We start from the raw sequence: 14,224 nt of genomic DNA on the forward strand, positions 1-14,224 counted from the left end.
CAATACATTGACACATGCCGATATGTGAGCATAGCCTCCAGCATAGACGTTCATCGATATGAGGGAGTTTCGTGCCAATGAGCACCACCACAGCCCGGGCTGTTGCGCCGGTCGCCAAGAAGATGTCGTTTCTCGACCGCTACTTGGCCGCATGGATCCTCGTGGCCATGGCCGCCGGCCTGCTGCTCGGGCGCTTCGTCCCAGGCCTGGATGCCGCATTGGACTCGGTGAAGATCGGCGGCATCTCGGTGCCGATCGCGATCGGCCTGCTGGTGATGATGTATCCCGTCCTGGCGAAGGTGCGCTACGACGAGACCCACAGGGTGACCGGCGACCGCAAACTCCTCACGCTATCGTTGATCCTGAACTGGATCCTCGGGCCGGCATTCATGTTCGCGTTGGCGTGGATCTTCCTGCCGGATCTTCCCGAGTTTCGTACCGGGTTGATCATCGTGGGACTCGCCCGGTGCATCGCGATGGTGTTCATCTGGAACGACCTGGCGTGCGGGGACCGGGAGGCCGCCGCGGTACTGGTGGCGATCAACTCGGTGTTCCAGGTCGTGGCGTTCGGCGCCCTGGGCTGGTTCTACCTACAGCTGCTCCCCTCCTGGCTCGGACTGGAGACCACCTCAGCGCAGTTCTCCGTGTGGTCCATCGTGATCTCCGTGCTGGTCTTCCTCGGCATCCCCCTGCTGGCCGGTTTCCTCACCCGAGTGCTGGGGGAGAGGGCGAAAGGACGGCACTGGTACGAGGAGACCTTCCTCCCCCGGATCGGCCCGTGGGCCCTGTACGGGTTGCTGTTCACCATCGTGTTGCTGTTCGCCATGCAGGGCGAGGCGATAACCTCGCAGCCGCTGGACGTGGCCCGGATGGCCGCGCCGCTACTGCTGTACTTCGTCCTGATGTTCTTCTTCAGCTGGTTCGTCTCCAAGGCGGTGGGGCTGAACTACGCCAAGTCGACCAGCGTCGCCTTCACCGCCTCGGGCAACAACTTCGAACTCGCGATCGCAGTGTCGATCGGCACCTTCGGTATCGCCTCGGGCCAGGCCCTGGCGGGTGTGGTCGGCCCGCTGATCGAGGTTCCTGTTCTGATCGGGCTCGTCTACGTCGCGCTCTGGGCCGGACCGAAACTGTTCCCGGGAGACCCAACCCTCCCGCCATCTCGCACGGACCCGGCCCGCAACACCGAAGGAGCCCGGCCATGACCAACACTCCCAGCGTCTTGTTCGTGTGCGTCAAGAACGGCGGCAAGTCCCAGATGGCAGCAGCGCTCATGCGCCTGCACACCGGGGAGGCGATCGAGGTCCACTCCGCGGGCACCCGGCCCGGTTCCGCGGTCAACGCCCTAGCCGCGGAAGCGGTCGCCGAGCTCAGCGCCGACATGTCCGACCAGACACCCACGGCCATCGATCCCGACCTGCTCCGGCGGGTGGACCGGGTGATCGTTCTGGGAGAGGAAGCCCAGGTCGAACCGGTCGACGGGATGGCGGGCACGATCGAGGTGTGGAACACCGACGAGCCCTCCGCCCGCGGAATCGAGGGGATGGAGCGGATGCGGTTGGTCCGCGACGACATCGACCACCGAGTACGCGATCTGCTCGCAGAGATCACCAATGGCAAGCCATGCGTGTTGTTCGTCTGTGTCCACAATGCCGGGCGTTCCCAGATGGCCGCCGGCTACCTCTCGCATCTGGCGGGGGACCGGATCGAGGTCCTCTCCGCCGGTTCGCAGCCAGCCGAGCAGCTCAATCCCGTCGCGGTGGAGGTGATGGCAGAAGAAGGCATCGACATCACCACCGCCACACCGAAGGTGCTGACCACCGACGCGGTCAAGGCCGCCGACGTGGTCATCACGATGGGCTGCGGAGACACCTGCCCGGTCTTCCCGGGAAAGCGGTACGAGGACTGGGAACTGGCCGATCCAGCCGGTCAGGGCAAGGATGCTGTCCGCCCGATCCGCGACGACATCAAACGGCGCATCACCCACCTGATCGCCGAACTGGCACCGAAGGAGAACGCCCAGTGAGCACGACACTCAACGAACTTCCGGTAGTAGTCATCGGCGCCGGGCCGGTGGGGCTGGCCACGGCCGCGCACCTGCGGGAACGGGGTCTGACGCCGTTAGTGCTCGAGGCCGGCGCCACCATCGGCGCCGCTATCGAGCAGTGGGGGCACACCCGCCTGTTCTCGCCCTGGCAGTACGACATCGACGCCGCCGCCCGACGCCTACTCGAGCCCACCGGCTGGACCGAGCCCGACCCGGACGCTCTGCCCACGGGGCACGAGCTGATCGAGAAATACCTGGCCCCGCTCGCCAAGCTCCTGGGTAGCGATGTCATCCGTACCGGCGCCCGCGTGGTGGCGGTTTCCAGGGAAGGAATCGACAAGACCCGCTCGGCGGGCCGCGAGCAGACCCCGTTCCTGGTCCGAGTCCAGGCCGCTGATGGCGCCGTGACCGAGGTGCGGGCCCGCGGCGTCATCGACGCCTCCGGAACCTGAGGCCAGCCCAATCCGCTCGGCCGCTCCGGTCTGCCCGCCCCCGGTGAGAACGCGGCGATCGACAAGGGCCTGATCACCGCGCCGCTTCCGGCCGTGACCGGGTCAGAGCGCGACCGGTTCGCCGGACGTCATGTCCTGGTCGTGGGGGCAGGACACTCGGCCGCCAACACCCTGCTCGACCTCGTTGACCTCGCGAAGCAGGATCCTGCAACGCGGATCAGCTGGGCGGTGCGCACCCCCGAGGTGTCGAGCGTCTACGGAGGCGAGGACCGCGATGAACTGGCGGCCCGAGGAGCGCTCGGCACCCGCCTGCGCGAAGCCGTCGAGTCTGGAGTGATCGAGGTGCACACCTCCTTCACCATCACCGAGTTCACCCCGACGACCGACAATCTGACCGTGCACGCCAGCACCCCACAGGGTCCCTCCCGACTGGAGGTGGACCTGCTCGTTCCGGCCACGGGATTCCGTCCCGGCCTGTCCATCCTGTCCGAGCTTCGGCTCGCTCTGGATCCGGCCGTGGACGCTCCGTATCAGCTCGGGCCGCTGATCGATCCGGAGTTCCACTCCTGCGGAAGCGTGGAACCGCACGGCGAGAGCCTGCTGGCGCATCCCGAGACCGGCTTCTACATCGTGGGAATGAAAAGCTACGGCCGGGCGCCGACATTCCTCATGGCCACCGGTTACGAGCAGGTTCGTTCGATCGCCGCCGCACTCGCCGGTGACCGGGCCGCCGCCGATGATGTGCACCTCGACCTGCCCGAGACCGGAGTCTGCTCAACCGACCTCGGTGGCTCGTGCGACGCACCGGCCTCCCCGCAGCTGATCTCGCTCGGCGCCACCACCTCTTCCTGCTGCTGAAAGGGATCTGCCATGACCATCGATGCACCCGAACTGGACGTCCACGTTCTCCAGCGCACGGCCGATGACCTCGCTCGGACATACGAGGGCATCTTCTCGGCCGAGACGATAGAACGCTACGTTTTCGAGTCCTACACCGCGCTGGCTCGCACGGCGACGATCAAGCGGTACCTCGCGGCGCTCGCCCGAAATTTCGCCTCCGACAGGCTCCGTGCACTGGCGTTGTCACAGGGCAAGATCCAGTCGACCGTCCCACAAGTGCTGTTCGTGTGTGTCCACAATGCCGGCCGCTCCCAGATTGCCGCGGCCCTGCTCAAGCACTACGCCGGTAGCGGCGTCGAGGTCCGGTCAGCTGGCTCACTCCCGGCCTCTGAGGTCGACCCTGTCGTGGTGGAGACCTTGGCATCGCGCGGAATCGACATGGCGGGGGCGTTCCCGAAGCCACTGACTGATGACGTGGTGCGGGCTGCCGACTACGTCATCACGATGGGGTGTGGGGATGCCTGCCCGGTGTATCCGGGCAAGAACTATCTGGACTGGGACCTTGTCGACCCCGCGGAGCAGACTCCGGAGATCACCCGCCAGATCGTCGACGACATCGACGATCGAGTCCGCGCCTGGTGGGCCACGGTTCACAGGTGACCCGCCGCAACCCGGTGGTCACACGTCGTGTCCGGCATCGGATCCAATGACGGAACGAGACGCGACACCGCCTGGGATCGACCGCCCCCGGGGCGGACTCGCGGCTCTGTGTATCGCGCAAACTACCAGCTGGGGCCTACTTTTCTACTCACTGCCCGCGGCTGTCGCGCCGATCTCCCAGGACACCGGCTGGAGTGGCACCGCCATCACCGGCGCACTGTCAGCTGGTCTCACAATCTCGGCAGTCGCCGGCCTCAAAGTCGGTTCCGTTCTGGATTCCCGAGGGCCACGCACGGTGATGACCCTCGGGGCGGTCATCGGTGTGGCTGCCCTGGCGCTGGTGGCGTGGTCTCCCAACCTGCCCATGTTCTATCTGGCCTGGCTCGTGGCGGGGTTCGCCCAATCGGCTGTCCTCTATCCACCCGCGTTCGCTGTCATCACCCGCTGGTACGGCCCGCGACGAGTCGGCCCCCTGATGACGCTGACACTCGTCGCCGGGCTTTCCTCCACCATCTTCGCCCCGCTCACTGCCTCCCTGATCGAGCAGTTCGGTTGGCGCACCAGCTACCTCATCATGGCCGGCATCCTCGCCGCCGTATCTGTGCCCCTGCACGCCTTCTTTCTCAACTCCACCTGGTCAGACACCGCCAGCGAGCCGACCGTGCAGCAGTCCCGAACCGAGATCCGCCAGGTCACCAGAACCCGCCAATTCCTCACCCTGCAAGTAGTGATGACGGCAGCCACGTTCACGCTATTCGCCGTCACGATCAACCTCATCCCACTGTTGCTGGAACGAGGAATCGACTACTCGACCGCAGCACTGGCCTTCGGACTGGTGGGCGCAGGACAAGTCATCGGCCGACTCGGCTACCCACCACTGACCCGAAGAACCACACCCCAACACCGCACACTGGTGATCCTCGGCGCCGGTGCACTCGGCCTGTGGGGACTGGCAACAACTCCCGGCCCGACCTGGCTGCTCATCGCTCTGGCCGTAGGTACAGGCGCGGCCCGCGGCTGTCACACCCTTCTCCAGGCCACCGCCGTCTCCGACCGGTGGGGCACCCAAAACTTCGGCGCCATCAACGCCCTATTCAACGCACCAATGACCGCCGTCACCGCACTCGCCCCCGTGTCCGGACCCCTATTGGCCAGCCTCATCGGTGGATACCCTGCAATGGCAGTCATCATGGCCGTCCTGCTCACCGTGGCCGCAGCACTAAGTGCCCGAACGTGAACAGGAGCTGACCACCATTTCGGACACAGACTGGACCCCGGAGCACCACGAGGCAATCATCATCGGCGGTGGGCAAGCAGGTCTGGCCACCGCCTACTACCTGCTGCGGTCAGGCGTGGACACCCTCGTTCTGGATAATCAACCCAACCCGGGTGGGGGCTGGTTACACGTCTGGCCGTTCCCTCCCACCCAGGAACCTTCGCCGGCACGCAGTGGCATTCCGCCAACTACCCCGGTACAACTCCCTTTCGAAGTACCACAGTCGCGGTCGTGGGCGGCGCGAACTCCGGCGCCCAGATCGCCGCAGAACTCACGAGCGTCGCCGAGGTGACCTGGTACACCCGTCAGCCACCACGCTGGATGCCCGACGAGGTCGACGGACGGGTGCTGTTCCGCCGCAACCGACTACGTGCCCTTGCCCTGCAGCGCGGCGAGCCCGACCCCGGGACAGACTCAGCCTTAGGAGACATCGTCGTCCTGCCAGAGGTGCGCCGCGCTCGGGACACCGGACGGCTGCAGGCCACGCCGATGTTCACCTCACTGGATGAGATCGACGCCGATCACCTGATTTGGTGCACGGGTTTTCGCTCCGCGATCGGGCCGATACGCCGGTTGCTCGACCACGGTCGACCAAAGCATCCGGGCCTCCATGTGGTCGGCTACGGCGACTGGACCGGTCCCGGAGCGGCAACGATCACCGGTGTGGGGCCCTATGCCAAACAGGCTGCCCGGAGAATCGCCGCATCAGTTGGCAGAACCGTGAAATAGGCGCAGCCACCACCAGAGTGATCTCCCTCGGGGGTGAGGGGAGTGCGAGCTATGCCGCCAGTTCGGCGGGGCTCGGATCCCTCCCGTTGGTTATTACGCGCCCTGGGCTGGTGTCGGTCCCCACAGGGCCTGTGCGGACATCAGGGCGGGTTGCCCTTGGGAGCTGGCGAAGTTGTTAGGGAGCGGGCTCCAGGGTGGTGTGGAATGAGGCGGGGTATGAGCCGGACGTAGGTGACCATGCCGACGAGTTCGACGAGGGTTTGGGTGACCACGACGACCGCGACCAGGGCAAATGGGTCGGGCAGGGCCAGGGCGAGGGGCAGTATGACCAGCGAGTTGCGGGTCGCCCCGGAGAAGACCAACGCCCGTGTCGACGGGGCATCCTGGCTGAAGACCCGGCCGGTGAGGATTCCCAAGGGGATCATCACGACCAGGAAGCCGACATAGACCGGGATGACCCGCAGCAGTGAGGACAGATCCGTCCGGACGGCGTCGACTTGCGAGGCAATCACGACGGCGAGGGTGGCCATCATCAGCGGCACCATCAGTGACTCCATCGCGTCCATGAGCTTCCGGGCGGAGGCGGACCGTGCGGCCAGGTACTGCGTGATGGCCGCCAGAACCAAGGGTGTGACGATCAATAACAGGAAGGCCTCAAGGAACGGGGCGACGTCCAAGACCTCGAACAGGCTGGGGCCCATAAATAGGCCCAGGTAGGCAGGCAGCAACAGCATCTGCACGAGCATCAGCAGCGGGGCCGCGGCCAGTAGCCGGTCGTGCGCGGAGCCAGCTAACCCGGAGAAGACGATGACGTAGTCGATGCACGGGGCAAGCAGCACCAGCAATACACCCAGCAGCAGGGCCTGGTCGTCAGCGACGAACCGGGAGAGCCCGTAGACCACGACCGGGACGATGGCGAAATTCAGCACCAACAGCCCGGCCAGGAACCGGCCGTCACGCAGCGCGCGACCGAGCCGGGTAAGCGGCACGCCCAGGAATGTGGCGTACAGCAGCACCATCAGTACCGGGTTGATTGCCTGCTCCAGACCCGGGGCGGCGGAAGGGGTGGCCAGCCCGAACACGGCACCGACCCCCAGGGCCACCAGGTACAGGGGTATCTGCCACCGCTCCAGCCACGTGATCATTGTTCGTCCTCCTCGGGACAGGGCCTTGCCTTCGGCCTCACGTCGCTGACGATCCTGGTCGGCAGTGGCAGTGAGAGTGGGCGGCGGGAGGGCCGGCCGTGATTAGAGTCCGAAGGCTCCGCCGCTGACCAGGATAAAGATGCCCAGGCCGATCAGGACAATGGGGAACAAGATGTGTTCCCAGCGTTCTAAAGCCTCGGCGACTGGCCGACGGGTGGCCACGAACTTGGCCAGGCCCACCAGGACCGAGACCAGAACCAGGAACACGACGCAGTAGGCCACCACGGCTCCCGGGCCGACGCTGAGGAAGACTGGGACGTAGACGCCGATGTTGTCCCCGCCGTTGGCGAAGGTCACCGCGGCCACGGTCCACACGGTCACGTTCTTACCTTCGATTTTGGCGTCGTCGTCGTCATCGTCCCCACGCCAGGCCTGCCACGCGGCCCATAGTCCCAGGCCTAATGGGATCAGCCCGAAGTACGGGATGGCCTCCGAGGGCAAAAACGTCCCGGCGCCCAAGGCCACGAGCACAGCGGCGCCGAGGATGCCTAGGAATCCAAGGTACTGGCCGACCAGGATGCGTGCGGTGGTGCCGCGTTGGCCTGCGCCGCGGGCGAAGAACAGTGAGAGGACGATGATGTCGTCGATATTGGTGGCGATGAACAGACCGATCGCCTGCAGGGCTGAGGACAGGATCACCCCTGCACCTCCGTGGCGTAACAACCCGGCACCGAACAGGCCGGGTCCAGGCAGGAGGCGTTTTCATTGACTGCGAGGGTGACCTCGACCAGGGAGGCCAACGCCCGCGCCAGGTGCGGATCAGCGATCTCGTACCGGGTCTGGCGGCCTTCGGGCACGGCGACCGCGATGCCACAGTCGCGCAGGCACGCTAGATGGTTCGACACGTTCGAACGCGTCAGTTCCAGATCGCGGGCCAGCTCCGCCGGGTAGGCCGTCCGCTCCAGCAGGGTCAGCAGTATCCGCGACCGGGTGGGGTCGGCCATCGCCCGCCCCAACCGGTTCATCACATCCACACAAGACGATATAGTCAGCATTCACTGAACTGTACAGTAGGCGCTGAACTGACTGGGCGTCTGAACAGGTTAGACATTTCTGGGCTCTGTGACTCGGGCGCTACCGCCCCGGAAGGGCCGCGCAGAAGGTTAAATCGGCAGCGTCGTGCCGGTGATTGCGAAGTCCCGTAGCCAACTGATGAACAGTGCCCACACGCCACTGAACAGTGCTATGCCCACTGCGATGAGTAGGAGGCCGCCGATGATCTGGATTCGTCGAGTGTTGCGTTGTAGCCAGCCGACGGTTCGGATTGCCCAGGTGGAGCTCCAGGCGACGAGGATGAATGGCAGCCCCAGCCCGAGGCAGTAGGCGACGATGAGCATGACACCGCGCGTGCCGCTGAAGCCGCTTCCGGCGGCGACGGACAGTGCGGCGGCGAGCGTTGGTCCGAGGCAGGGTGTCCAGCCGAGGGCGAACACTCCGCCCAGGAGAGGCGCGCCGACCCAGGTAGAGACAGCCTTCGGCTGGAATCGGGTATCTCGTTGCAGCACCGGTACGAAGCCGATGAAGACCAAACCCATGAGGATGGTGATGACCCCGCCGATGCGCTGGAGCAACTCCTCGTGTGGTGCGAGGTATTGAACCGTTCCGAGGACCATTGCGCTAAGCGAGACGAACACAACGGTGAACCCGCCAACGAAGAGCAGAGATGCCCCGACGACCCGGTAGCGCGAGCGTTGTCTGGCCTTCTTTTCCTCGAGAGTGATCGTTCGCGACTCGCTGTGGCGCTGTTCGGCCTGCGCCACGGTGACCGGTGGTCGCTCGGCGCCGACGACGCTAGCGAGGTAGGCGAGATAGCCGGGGATGAGCGGGACCACACATGGCGAGGCGAACGAGACCAGACCGGCTAGTAGGCAGGCGCCGAGGGCGAGCAGAAGGGGTCCGCTGGCCGCTGTCTGTTGGAACGCCGAACCGATACCCTGCGCGAGCACCAGGCCGTCCATCGGCGGCATGGCACCGGCGAAGACGAGGTCGGCAACATTCGTCACGGCGTGGCACTCTCCTCGTCGGCCACCAATTCGGCGATGACGTCCCGAAGTTGGTAATCGGTGACCGCCGCCAAATACACGGCGGCCACCCGGTGTTGCCGGTCAAGCACGAGGGTTGTCGGCACGATCGAGGTGGGAAAGCCGCGAAGTGCACCTACGGCCGCGTTGGACGGGTCCCAGATCGACGGGTAGGTAAGGCCGTTGTCGCGCACGAAGTCGACCGGCTTATCGCGATTGGGATCACGCACGTTGATCCCGAGCACGGTGGCGCCCTGGGATTCGAACTCCTCCTGAAGGCGCTGAAGATCGTCGACCTCGGTGCGGCAAGGCCCACACCATTGGCCCCACGTATTGAGGATCACCACCTCGCCCTTGTAGTCAGCGAGCCCGATGGTCTGGTCTGGGTCAAGCAGATCCGGCCCGGCGAGTTCGGCAACCGGTTTCCGTTCTTCCTCGGGGTAGTGGATCTCCAGCTGTCCATCTGGACTGACGAACTCAAACGTGCCGCCCTGCGCGACCGCATCGGTGCCACTCCCACAACCGGAGAGGACAAAGGCGCCCGCACACAGGGCCGCCCAGAGGCGCGCGCGGAAACCGATTGCTCGGATACTGCCCATGCTTTTCACTCCGGTCTGCGACGGGTCATTGCCCCCTCGGCTCCGAACCGGCGGTGCCGCACGGGGTGGCTCTCTCGAACACCAGTGACGTGACCGGCACTGGCGAGATGTTCCCGCTGTCCGATCGTGCCATAGCCACTATCCGCCCTGTTAAACGCCCCAGAACGGCGCGGCAAGCGGGTGGGTTCCGGGGGTAGGCCAGGTACACCTGTGCCCATTGACTGTGTTGGCCTTGCGGTTTCGTCGTCTTTAGATGCGTGGTCACACCGCCAGGGACAGTTCACTGAGTCCTGTACTATTCAGTGCATGCTGACTGTTGCTTCGCGTCAAGGTGTGATGAACCGACTCGGTCGTGCGATGGCCGACCCGACTCGTTCTCGAATTCTCATGAGGCTGCTGGATGGGCCCGTGTATCCCGCCGAGATTGCCCAGGAGCTGGGGTTGACGCGTTCAAATGTGTCGAATCATCTCGCCTGTCTCAGGGATTGCGGGATCGTCGTGGTTGAACTCGAGGGTCGGCAGAATCGGTACGAGATCGTCGATGCCCATCTGGCACGTGCGTTGAACGCCTTGGTCGAGACGACTCTTGCCGTTGACGAGAACGCGCCCTGTCTGGACATGCAGTGTCCGGTCGAGGGTTGCTGCAGTTCGGAAGGGGGTCGGCGGTGACAACGTCCGCGTGTGGTTGTGAGCCGGCCGGGCCAGTGGCCGGCCCTGACGAGTCCGCTTCGTGGTGGCGCAACGGTGCCGTCCTCATCCCGGTGTTCTCTGGCCTGACGCTCCTGCTGGGTGTGATCCTCGAGTGGCTCGCCAACGGCCCCGGGGCGGAGACTGCAGCGGCGTGGCTGTTCTGGACCGCTCTCCTTCTGGGCGCCTCGCAGTTTGTTCCAGGCGCGGTGCGGGGTCTGCTCGTCCGGGGTCGGTTGAGTATCGGGCTGCTGATGACGATCAGCGCCGCCGGTGCGGTCGGGCTCGGGTTCATCGAGGAGGCCGCCGCTCTGGCCTTCTTGTACTCCATCGTCGAGGCGCTGGAGGATCGGGCGATGGACAAGGCCCGCTCGGGCTTGCGGGCCCTGTTGGCGCTGATTCCCTCCAGTGCCACCGTCCTCGGCGCCACCGGGGGCACCCGCACCGTGCCCGTTGAGTCTCTAGAACGCGGCGATGTGCTGCGTCTGGTCGCCGGCGAACGTTTGGCCACCGACGGGATCGTTCGTGTCGGGCAGAGCAGCCTGGATGTCTCGGCGATCACGGGTGAATCCATTCCCGTCGAGGTCGGGCCCGGTGACGCGGTGTTGGCCGGCTCGATCAACACCTCCGGCGTCCTGGAGGTCGAGGCCACCGCCGCAGGGACAGACAATTCCTTGACCACAGTGGTCGAACTGGTTGAGCAGGCACAGACAGAGAAGGGGGAGCGGGCACGTATCGCCGACCGCCTGGCCCGCCCGCTGGTGCCGGGTGTTCTCATCCTGGCTGCTCTGGTCGCCCTGATCGGCTCGATCTTCGGAGATTCCGGACTGTGGATCGAGCGAGCACTGGTGGTACTGGTCGCCGCTTCGCCGTGCGCACTGGCGATCTCGGTGCCGATTACGGTCGTCTCCGCGATCGGTGCGGCCAGCAAGTTCGGGGTGATCATCAAATCCGGTGCCGCGTTCGAGCGCATGGGCTACCTCCGGCATGTGGCAGTGGACAAGACCGGCACCTTGACCCGAAACCAGCCCACCGTCACGCAGGTCCTCACCACTGGCAACGCTGCCCAGGACGAGGTCCTGAGCTGGGCGGCCGCTCTGGAAACCCACAGCACCCACCCGCTGGCCGCAGCGATCACCGCCGCAGCTACCGAGGTCCCCGCCGCATCGGCGGTCACCGAGTCCGCGGGCGCGGGAATCGCCGGCCTTATCGATGGCGCGCACATCGCCGTCGGCAGCCCGCGCTGGCTCGACCCAGGTCCTCTGGCAGATCACGTTCACGCGATGGAGGCCCGCGGCATCACCGTGGTGGTCGTCCACCGCGACGACCACCCGGTCGGGGCCATCGGGGTGCGCGACGAGCTGCGTCCAGAGGCCGGCGAGGCCATGACGTCGCTGGCGTCGAGGGGTATGGGCGTGACGATGCTTACCGGCGACAACGCCCGCACCGCTGATGCACTGGCCGCCGAGGCGGGGATCACCGACGTGCGTGCCGAGCTGCGTCCGCAGGACAAGGCGCAGGCAATCGCCGAGTTGCGTGCCGACGGCCGGGGGCCAGTGGCGATGATCGGCGACGGTGTCAACGACGCCCCCGCGCTCGCCTCGGCGGACATCGGAATCGCCATGGGGGCCACCGGCTCCGACGCAGCGGTCGAGTCGGCGGATGTCGCATTCACCGGCGATGACTTGCGACTGATCCCGCGCGCCATAGACCACGCCCGCCGCGGTCGTCGCGTCATCAATCAGAACATCATCCTGTCCTTGGCGATCATCATCGTTCTGCTTCCACTGGCGATCACCGGAATTCTGGGACTCGCAGCGGTCGTCCTGGTCCACGAGGTCGCCGAAGTCTTCGTGATACTCAATGGCCTGCGTGCCGCACGCACCAGGCAGCTCGAGCGACCCTCGAGCCCAAGAACTGCCGACCGCGACGACAGCCGGCACATGCACCAGCTGGCACCGCTCCCTCATTGACACTGTGCCCGCGTGCCCCGCACCGCACACCGCCGGAAAAAAACGACGGCAACCATCACAACACTCGGTATCGACCGGACGGCCTTGCGCTGCGCCCCGGCATCGACGGGAGGGCATCAGCTGCCAGGCACGACTGAGCAAGAACAATGCGTACACCGATGGCCGAGACCCACCCGAACTTATCGACGGTTCGTGCTAACATCGCTCTATGGCGATCAATTATGGGGTGCCCGATTCAGTGACGTTCGAGGATCGAAACACCTATGCAGCGGTGTTCCATGCTCTGGCAGAACCAACTCGACTGGCGTTGTTGGAGCATCTGGTCAGTGGTGAGCATCGGGTTCGGGATCTGGTCGATCACATGCATCTGGCACAGTCCACGGTGAGCAAGCACCTGGCTTGCCTGCGGGATTGCGGGTTAGTCAGAATGCGGATCGAGGGGCGCTCCTCGTGGTTCTCGCTGGCTGAGCCGGCCCGGCTGGCGGACCTGGTGGAAGCCGCCGATGCGCTGTTGAGTGCGTCCGGGGTGTCGCCGTCGCTGCGCGATCACCAGGACCACCCCGACCTTGACCTCGGGCAGGAGTGAGTCGAGATGGGGCATAGCCACGGTCACGACCATGGAAGTACTTCTCCCCAGGCCGATCGCGGGACGCGTCGTCGGCTGCTGATCGCGTTCTGCATCACCGCGATCATCGTGGTGGCCCAAGCGGTGGGCAGCGTGGTCACTGGCAGTCTCGCGTTGTTGACCGACACCGCTCATGCATTGGCTGATGCGTCGGGATTGTTGGTTGCGGTCATAGCCGCGACGATGATGCTGCGTCCACCGAGCAGTAAACGGACCTGGGGATTCGCCCGGATCGAAGTCATCGCCGCACTAGGGCAAGCTGTCCTGCTGATCGTCGTCGGTAGCTATGCCGCGATCGAAGGCGTCCGCAGACTCTTCGAGCCGGCGGACGTGCCCGGTACCGAACTGCTGGTGTTCGGCGTGATCGGCCTGATCGCCAATATCGCCGCCATTGTGGTGCTGGCCTCCAGGCGAGGCGACAACTTCAACATGCGGGCGGCATTTCTGGAGGTGCTCAACGACGCTTTGGGGTCGGTGGGGGTGATCGTTGCGGCGATCGTCATCAACACCACCGGTTTCCAGCGAGCCGACACCATTGCCGCGCTGTTCATCGCCGCCTTGATCATCCCGCGCGCGTTCACGCTTCTGCGGCAGACGGTTCGGGTGCTGATGGAGTACGCGCCTACGGGGCTCGATCTGGATGAGGTTCGGGATCACATACTGGAGCTGGACCATGTTCGGGACGTGCACGACTTGCACGCATCCATGATTGGGACCGGCCTGCCGGTCATCTCCGCGCATGTCGTGATCGATGATCAGTGCTTCGAATCCGGTCACGCCCCGCAGATCCTGGAGGAGATCCTCACCTGCGTCAAGGAGCATTTCCCCGTCTCCATTGACCATGCCACCATTCAACTGGAGACTGCCGCCGTGCGTGACCGTGAATCTCCCGCAGTCCGACACGCTTGACCCGCTACGAGCCGGAGATGAACGGTTCACATTTCTGCACGATGGGTAGTGCGGGTCCGGCCAGCGGACTTGCTCGGCGCGGCGGCAGGAAAGGGATCGGCGGGCGCGGAGACGGCCACCAATGCGGGTGAAGGTACGACCCTGAAGGCCTCGGCAGGCTGGCCGACCCACGCGATCACCGCCCGAACCCGAGACTGTCTG

Annotated in this window: 13 protein-coding genes and 3 pseudogenes; 11 read left to right on the plus strand and 5 right to left on the minus strand. The window is 65.4% G+C overall.

Annotated features, from left to right (window positions below):
- Window positions 1–77: 77 nt before the first annotated feature.
- The 7 genes and pseudogenes from arsB to J1M64_RS11390 all read left to right on the plus strand — a co-directional run bounded on the left by arsB (window position 78) and on the right by J1M64_RS11390 (window position 6,004).
- Window positions 78–1,205: an ACR3 family arsenite efflux transporter gene (gene arsB / locus J1M64_RS11365; RefSeq protein ID WP_017838563.1), complete on the plus strand. Its 1,128-nt coding sequence runs from the start codon at window positions 78–80 to the stop codon at window positions 1,203–1,205.
- A pseudogene (locus tag J1M64_RS19890) lies at window positions 1,202–1,588 on the plus strand (low molecular weight phosphatase family protein); the annotation flags it as partial. The gene arsB and the pseudogene J1M64_RS19890, both read left to right, overlap by 4 nt.
- Before the next feature lie 18 nt (window positions 1,589–1,606).
- Window positions 1,607–2,026 carry an arsenate reductase ArsC gene (locus J1M64_RS19895; RefSeq protein ID WP_307872435.1) on the plus strand — a complete coding sequence of 140 codons (420 nt, stop codon included), beginning with the start codon at window positions 1,607–1,609 and terminating at the stop codon, window positions 2,024–2,026.
- Window positions 2,023–3,357: pseudogene (locus J1M64_RS11375) on the plus strand (FAD-dependent oxidoreductase). The gene J1M64_RS19895 and the pseudogene J1M64_RS11375 overlap by 4 nt, the downstream one beginning before the upstream one ends.
- Window positions 3,358–3,369: 12 nt before the next feature.
- The gene (locus J1M64_RS11380) at window positions 3,370–3,999 is read left to right on the plus strand and encodes an arsenate reductase ArsC (protein WP_206474219.1); all 630 of its coding nucleotides are present in this window, start codon (window positions 3,370–3,372) and stop codon (window positions 3,997–3,999) included.
- A 46-nt stretch (window positions 4,000–4,045) separates the two neighbouring features.
- Window positions 4,046–5,236 carry an MFS transporter gene (locus J1M64_RS11385; RefSeq protein WP_042330372.1) on the plus strand — a complete coding sequence of 397 codons (1,191 nt, stop codon included), beginning with the start codon at window positions 4,046–4,048 and terminating at the stop codon, window positions 5,234–5,236.
- Window positions 5,223–6,004 (plus strand): annotated as a pseudogene (locus J1M64_RS11390) (FAD-dependent oxidoreductase). Before J1M64_RS11385 ends, J1M64_RS11390 begins: the two are co-directional and overlap by 14 nt.
- Window positions 6,005–6,144: 140 nt before the next feature.
- On the opposite strand, the gene J1M64_RS11395 reads toward J1M64_RS11390, so the two are convergent.
- The 5 genes from J1M64_RS11395 to J1M64_RS11415 form a co-directional block, all read right to left on the minus strand.
- Window positions 6,145–7,149 (minus strand): arsenic resistance protein, encoded by a 1,005-nt coding sequence (locus tag J1M64_RS11395; RefSeq protein WP_017838569.1) that lies wholly within the window; start codon window positions 7,147–7,149, stop codon window positions 6,145–6,147.
- Between the two features lie 102 nt (window positions 7,150–7,251).
- Window positions 7,252–7,848 (minus strand): cadmium resistance transporter, encoded by a 597-nt coding sequence (locus J1M64_RS11400; RefSeq protein WP_017838570.1) that lies wholly within the window; start codon window positions 7,846–7,848, stop codon window positions 7,252–7,254.
- A complete protein-coding gene (locus J1M64_RS11405; RefSeq protein WP_031265411.1) occupies window positions 7,845–8,204 on the minus strand; it encodes a helix-turn-helix transcriptional regulator in 360 nt (119 codons plus the stop codon). The genes J1M64_RS11400 and J1M64_RS11405 overlap by 4 nt, the downstream gene beginning before the upstream one ends.
- A 108-nt stretch (window positions 8,205–8,312) precedes the next feature.
- The gene (locus tag J1M64_RS11410) at window positions 8,313–9,167 is read right to left on the minus strand and encodes a cytochrome c biogenesis CcdA family protein (protein WP_371517683.1); all 855 of its coding nucleotides are present in this window, start codon (window positions 9,165–9,167) and stop codon (window positions 8,313–8,315) included.
- Window positions 9,168–9,208: 41 nt separating this feature from the next.
- The gene (locus J1M64_RS11415) at window positions 9,209–9,829 is read right to left on the minus strand and encodes a TlpA disulfide reductase family protein (RefSeq protein ID WP_017838574.1); all 621 of its coding nucleotides are present in this window, start codon (window positions 9,827–9,829) and stop codon (window positions 9,209–9,211) included.
- Between the two features lie 306 nt (window positions 9,830–10,135).
- Here J1M64_RS11415 and J1M64_RS11420 point away from each other — a divergent pair, with 306 nt between their 5' ends.
- The 4 genes from J1M64_RS11420 (at window position 10,136) to J1M64_RS11435 (ending at window position 14,023) form a co-directional block, all read left to right on the plus strand.
- Window positions 10,136–10,498: a helix-turn-helix transcriptional regulator gene (locus tag J1M64_RS11420; RefSeq protein WP_063973160.1), complete on the plus strand. Its 363-nt coding sequence runs from the start codon at window positions 10,136–10,138 to the stop codon at window positions 10,496–10,498.
- On the plus strand, window positions 10,495–12,489 hold the full coding sequence (locus J1M64_RS11425) for a heavy metal translocating P-type ATPase (protein WP_372504395.1): 1,995 nt from the start codon (window positions 10,495–10,497) through the stop codon (window positions 12,487–12,489). The genes J1M64_RS11420 and J1M64_RS11425 overlap by 4 nt, the downstream gene beginning before the upstream one ends.
- 208 nt (window positions 12,490–12,697) lie before the next feature.
- Complete coding sequence (locus J1M64_RS11430) at window positions 12,698–13,075, plus strand: helix-turn-helix transcriptional regulator (RefSeq protein WP_206474221.1); 378 nt, start codon at window positions 12,698–12,700, stop codon at window positions 13,073–13,075.
- Between the two features lie 6 nt (window positions 13,076–13,081).
- Window positions 13,082–14,023 carry a cation diffusion facilitator family transporter gene (locus tag J1M64_RS11435; protein ID WP_017838579.1) on the plus strand — a complete coding sequence of 314 codons (942 nt, stop codon included), beginning with the start codon at window positions 13,082–13,084 and terminating at the stop codon, window positions 14,021–14,023.
- Window positions 14,024–14,224: the final 201 nt, after the last annotated feature.

This window comes from Dietzia sp. KRD202, from assembly GCF_017168155.1.
Classification (GTDB): Bacteria; Actinomycetota; Actinomycetes; order Mycobacteriales; family Mycobacteriaceae; genus Dietzia; species Dietzia kunjamensis.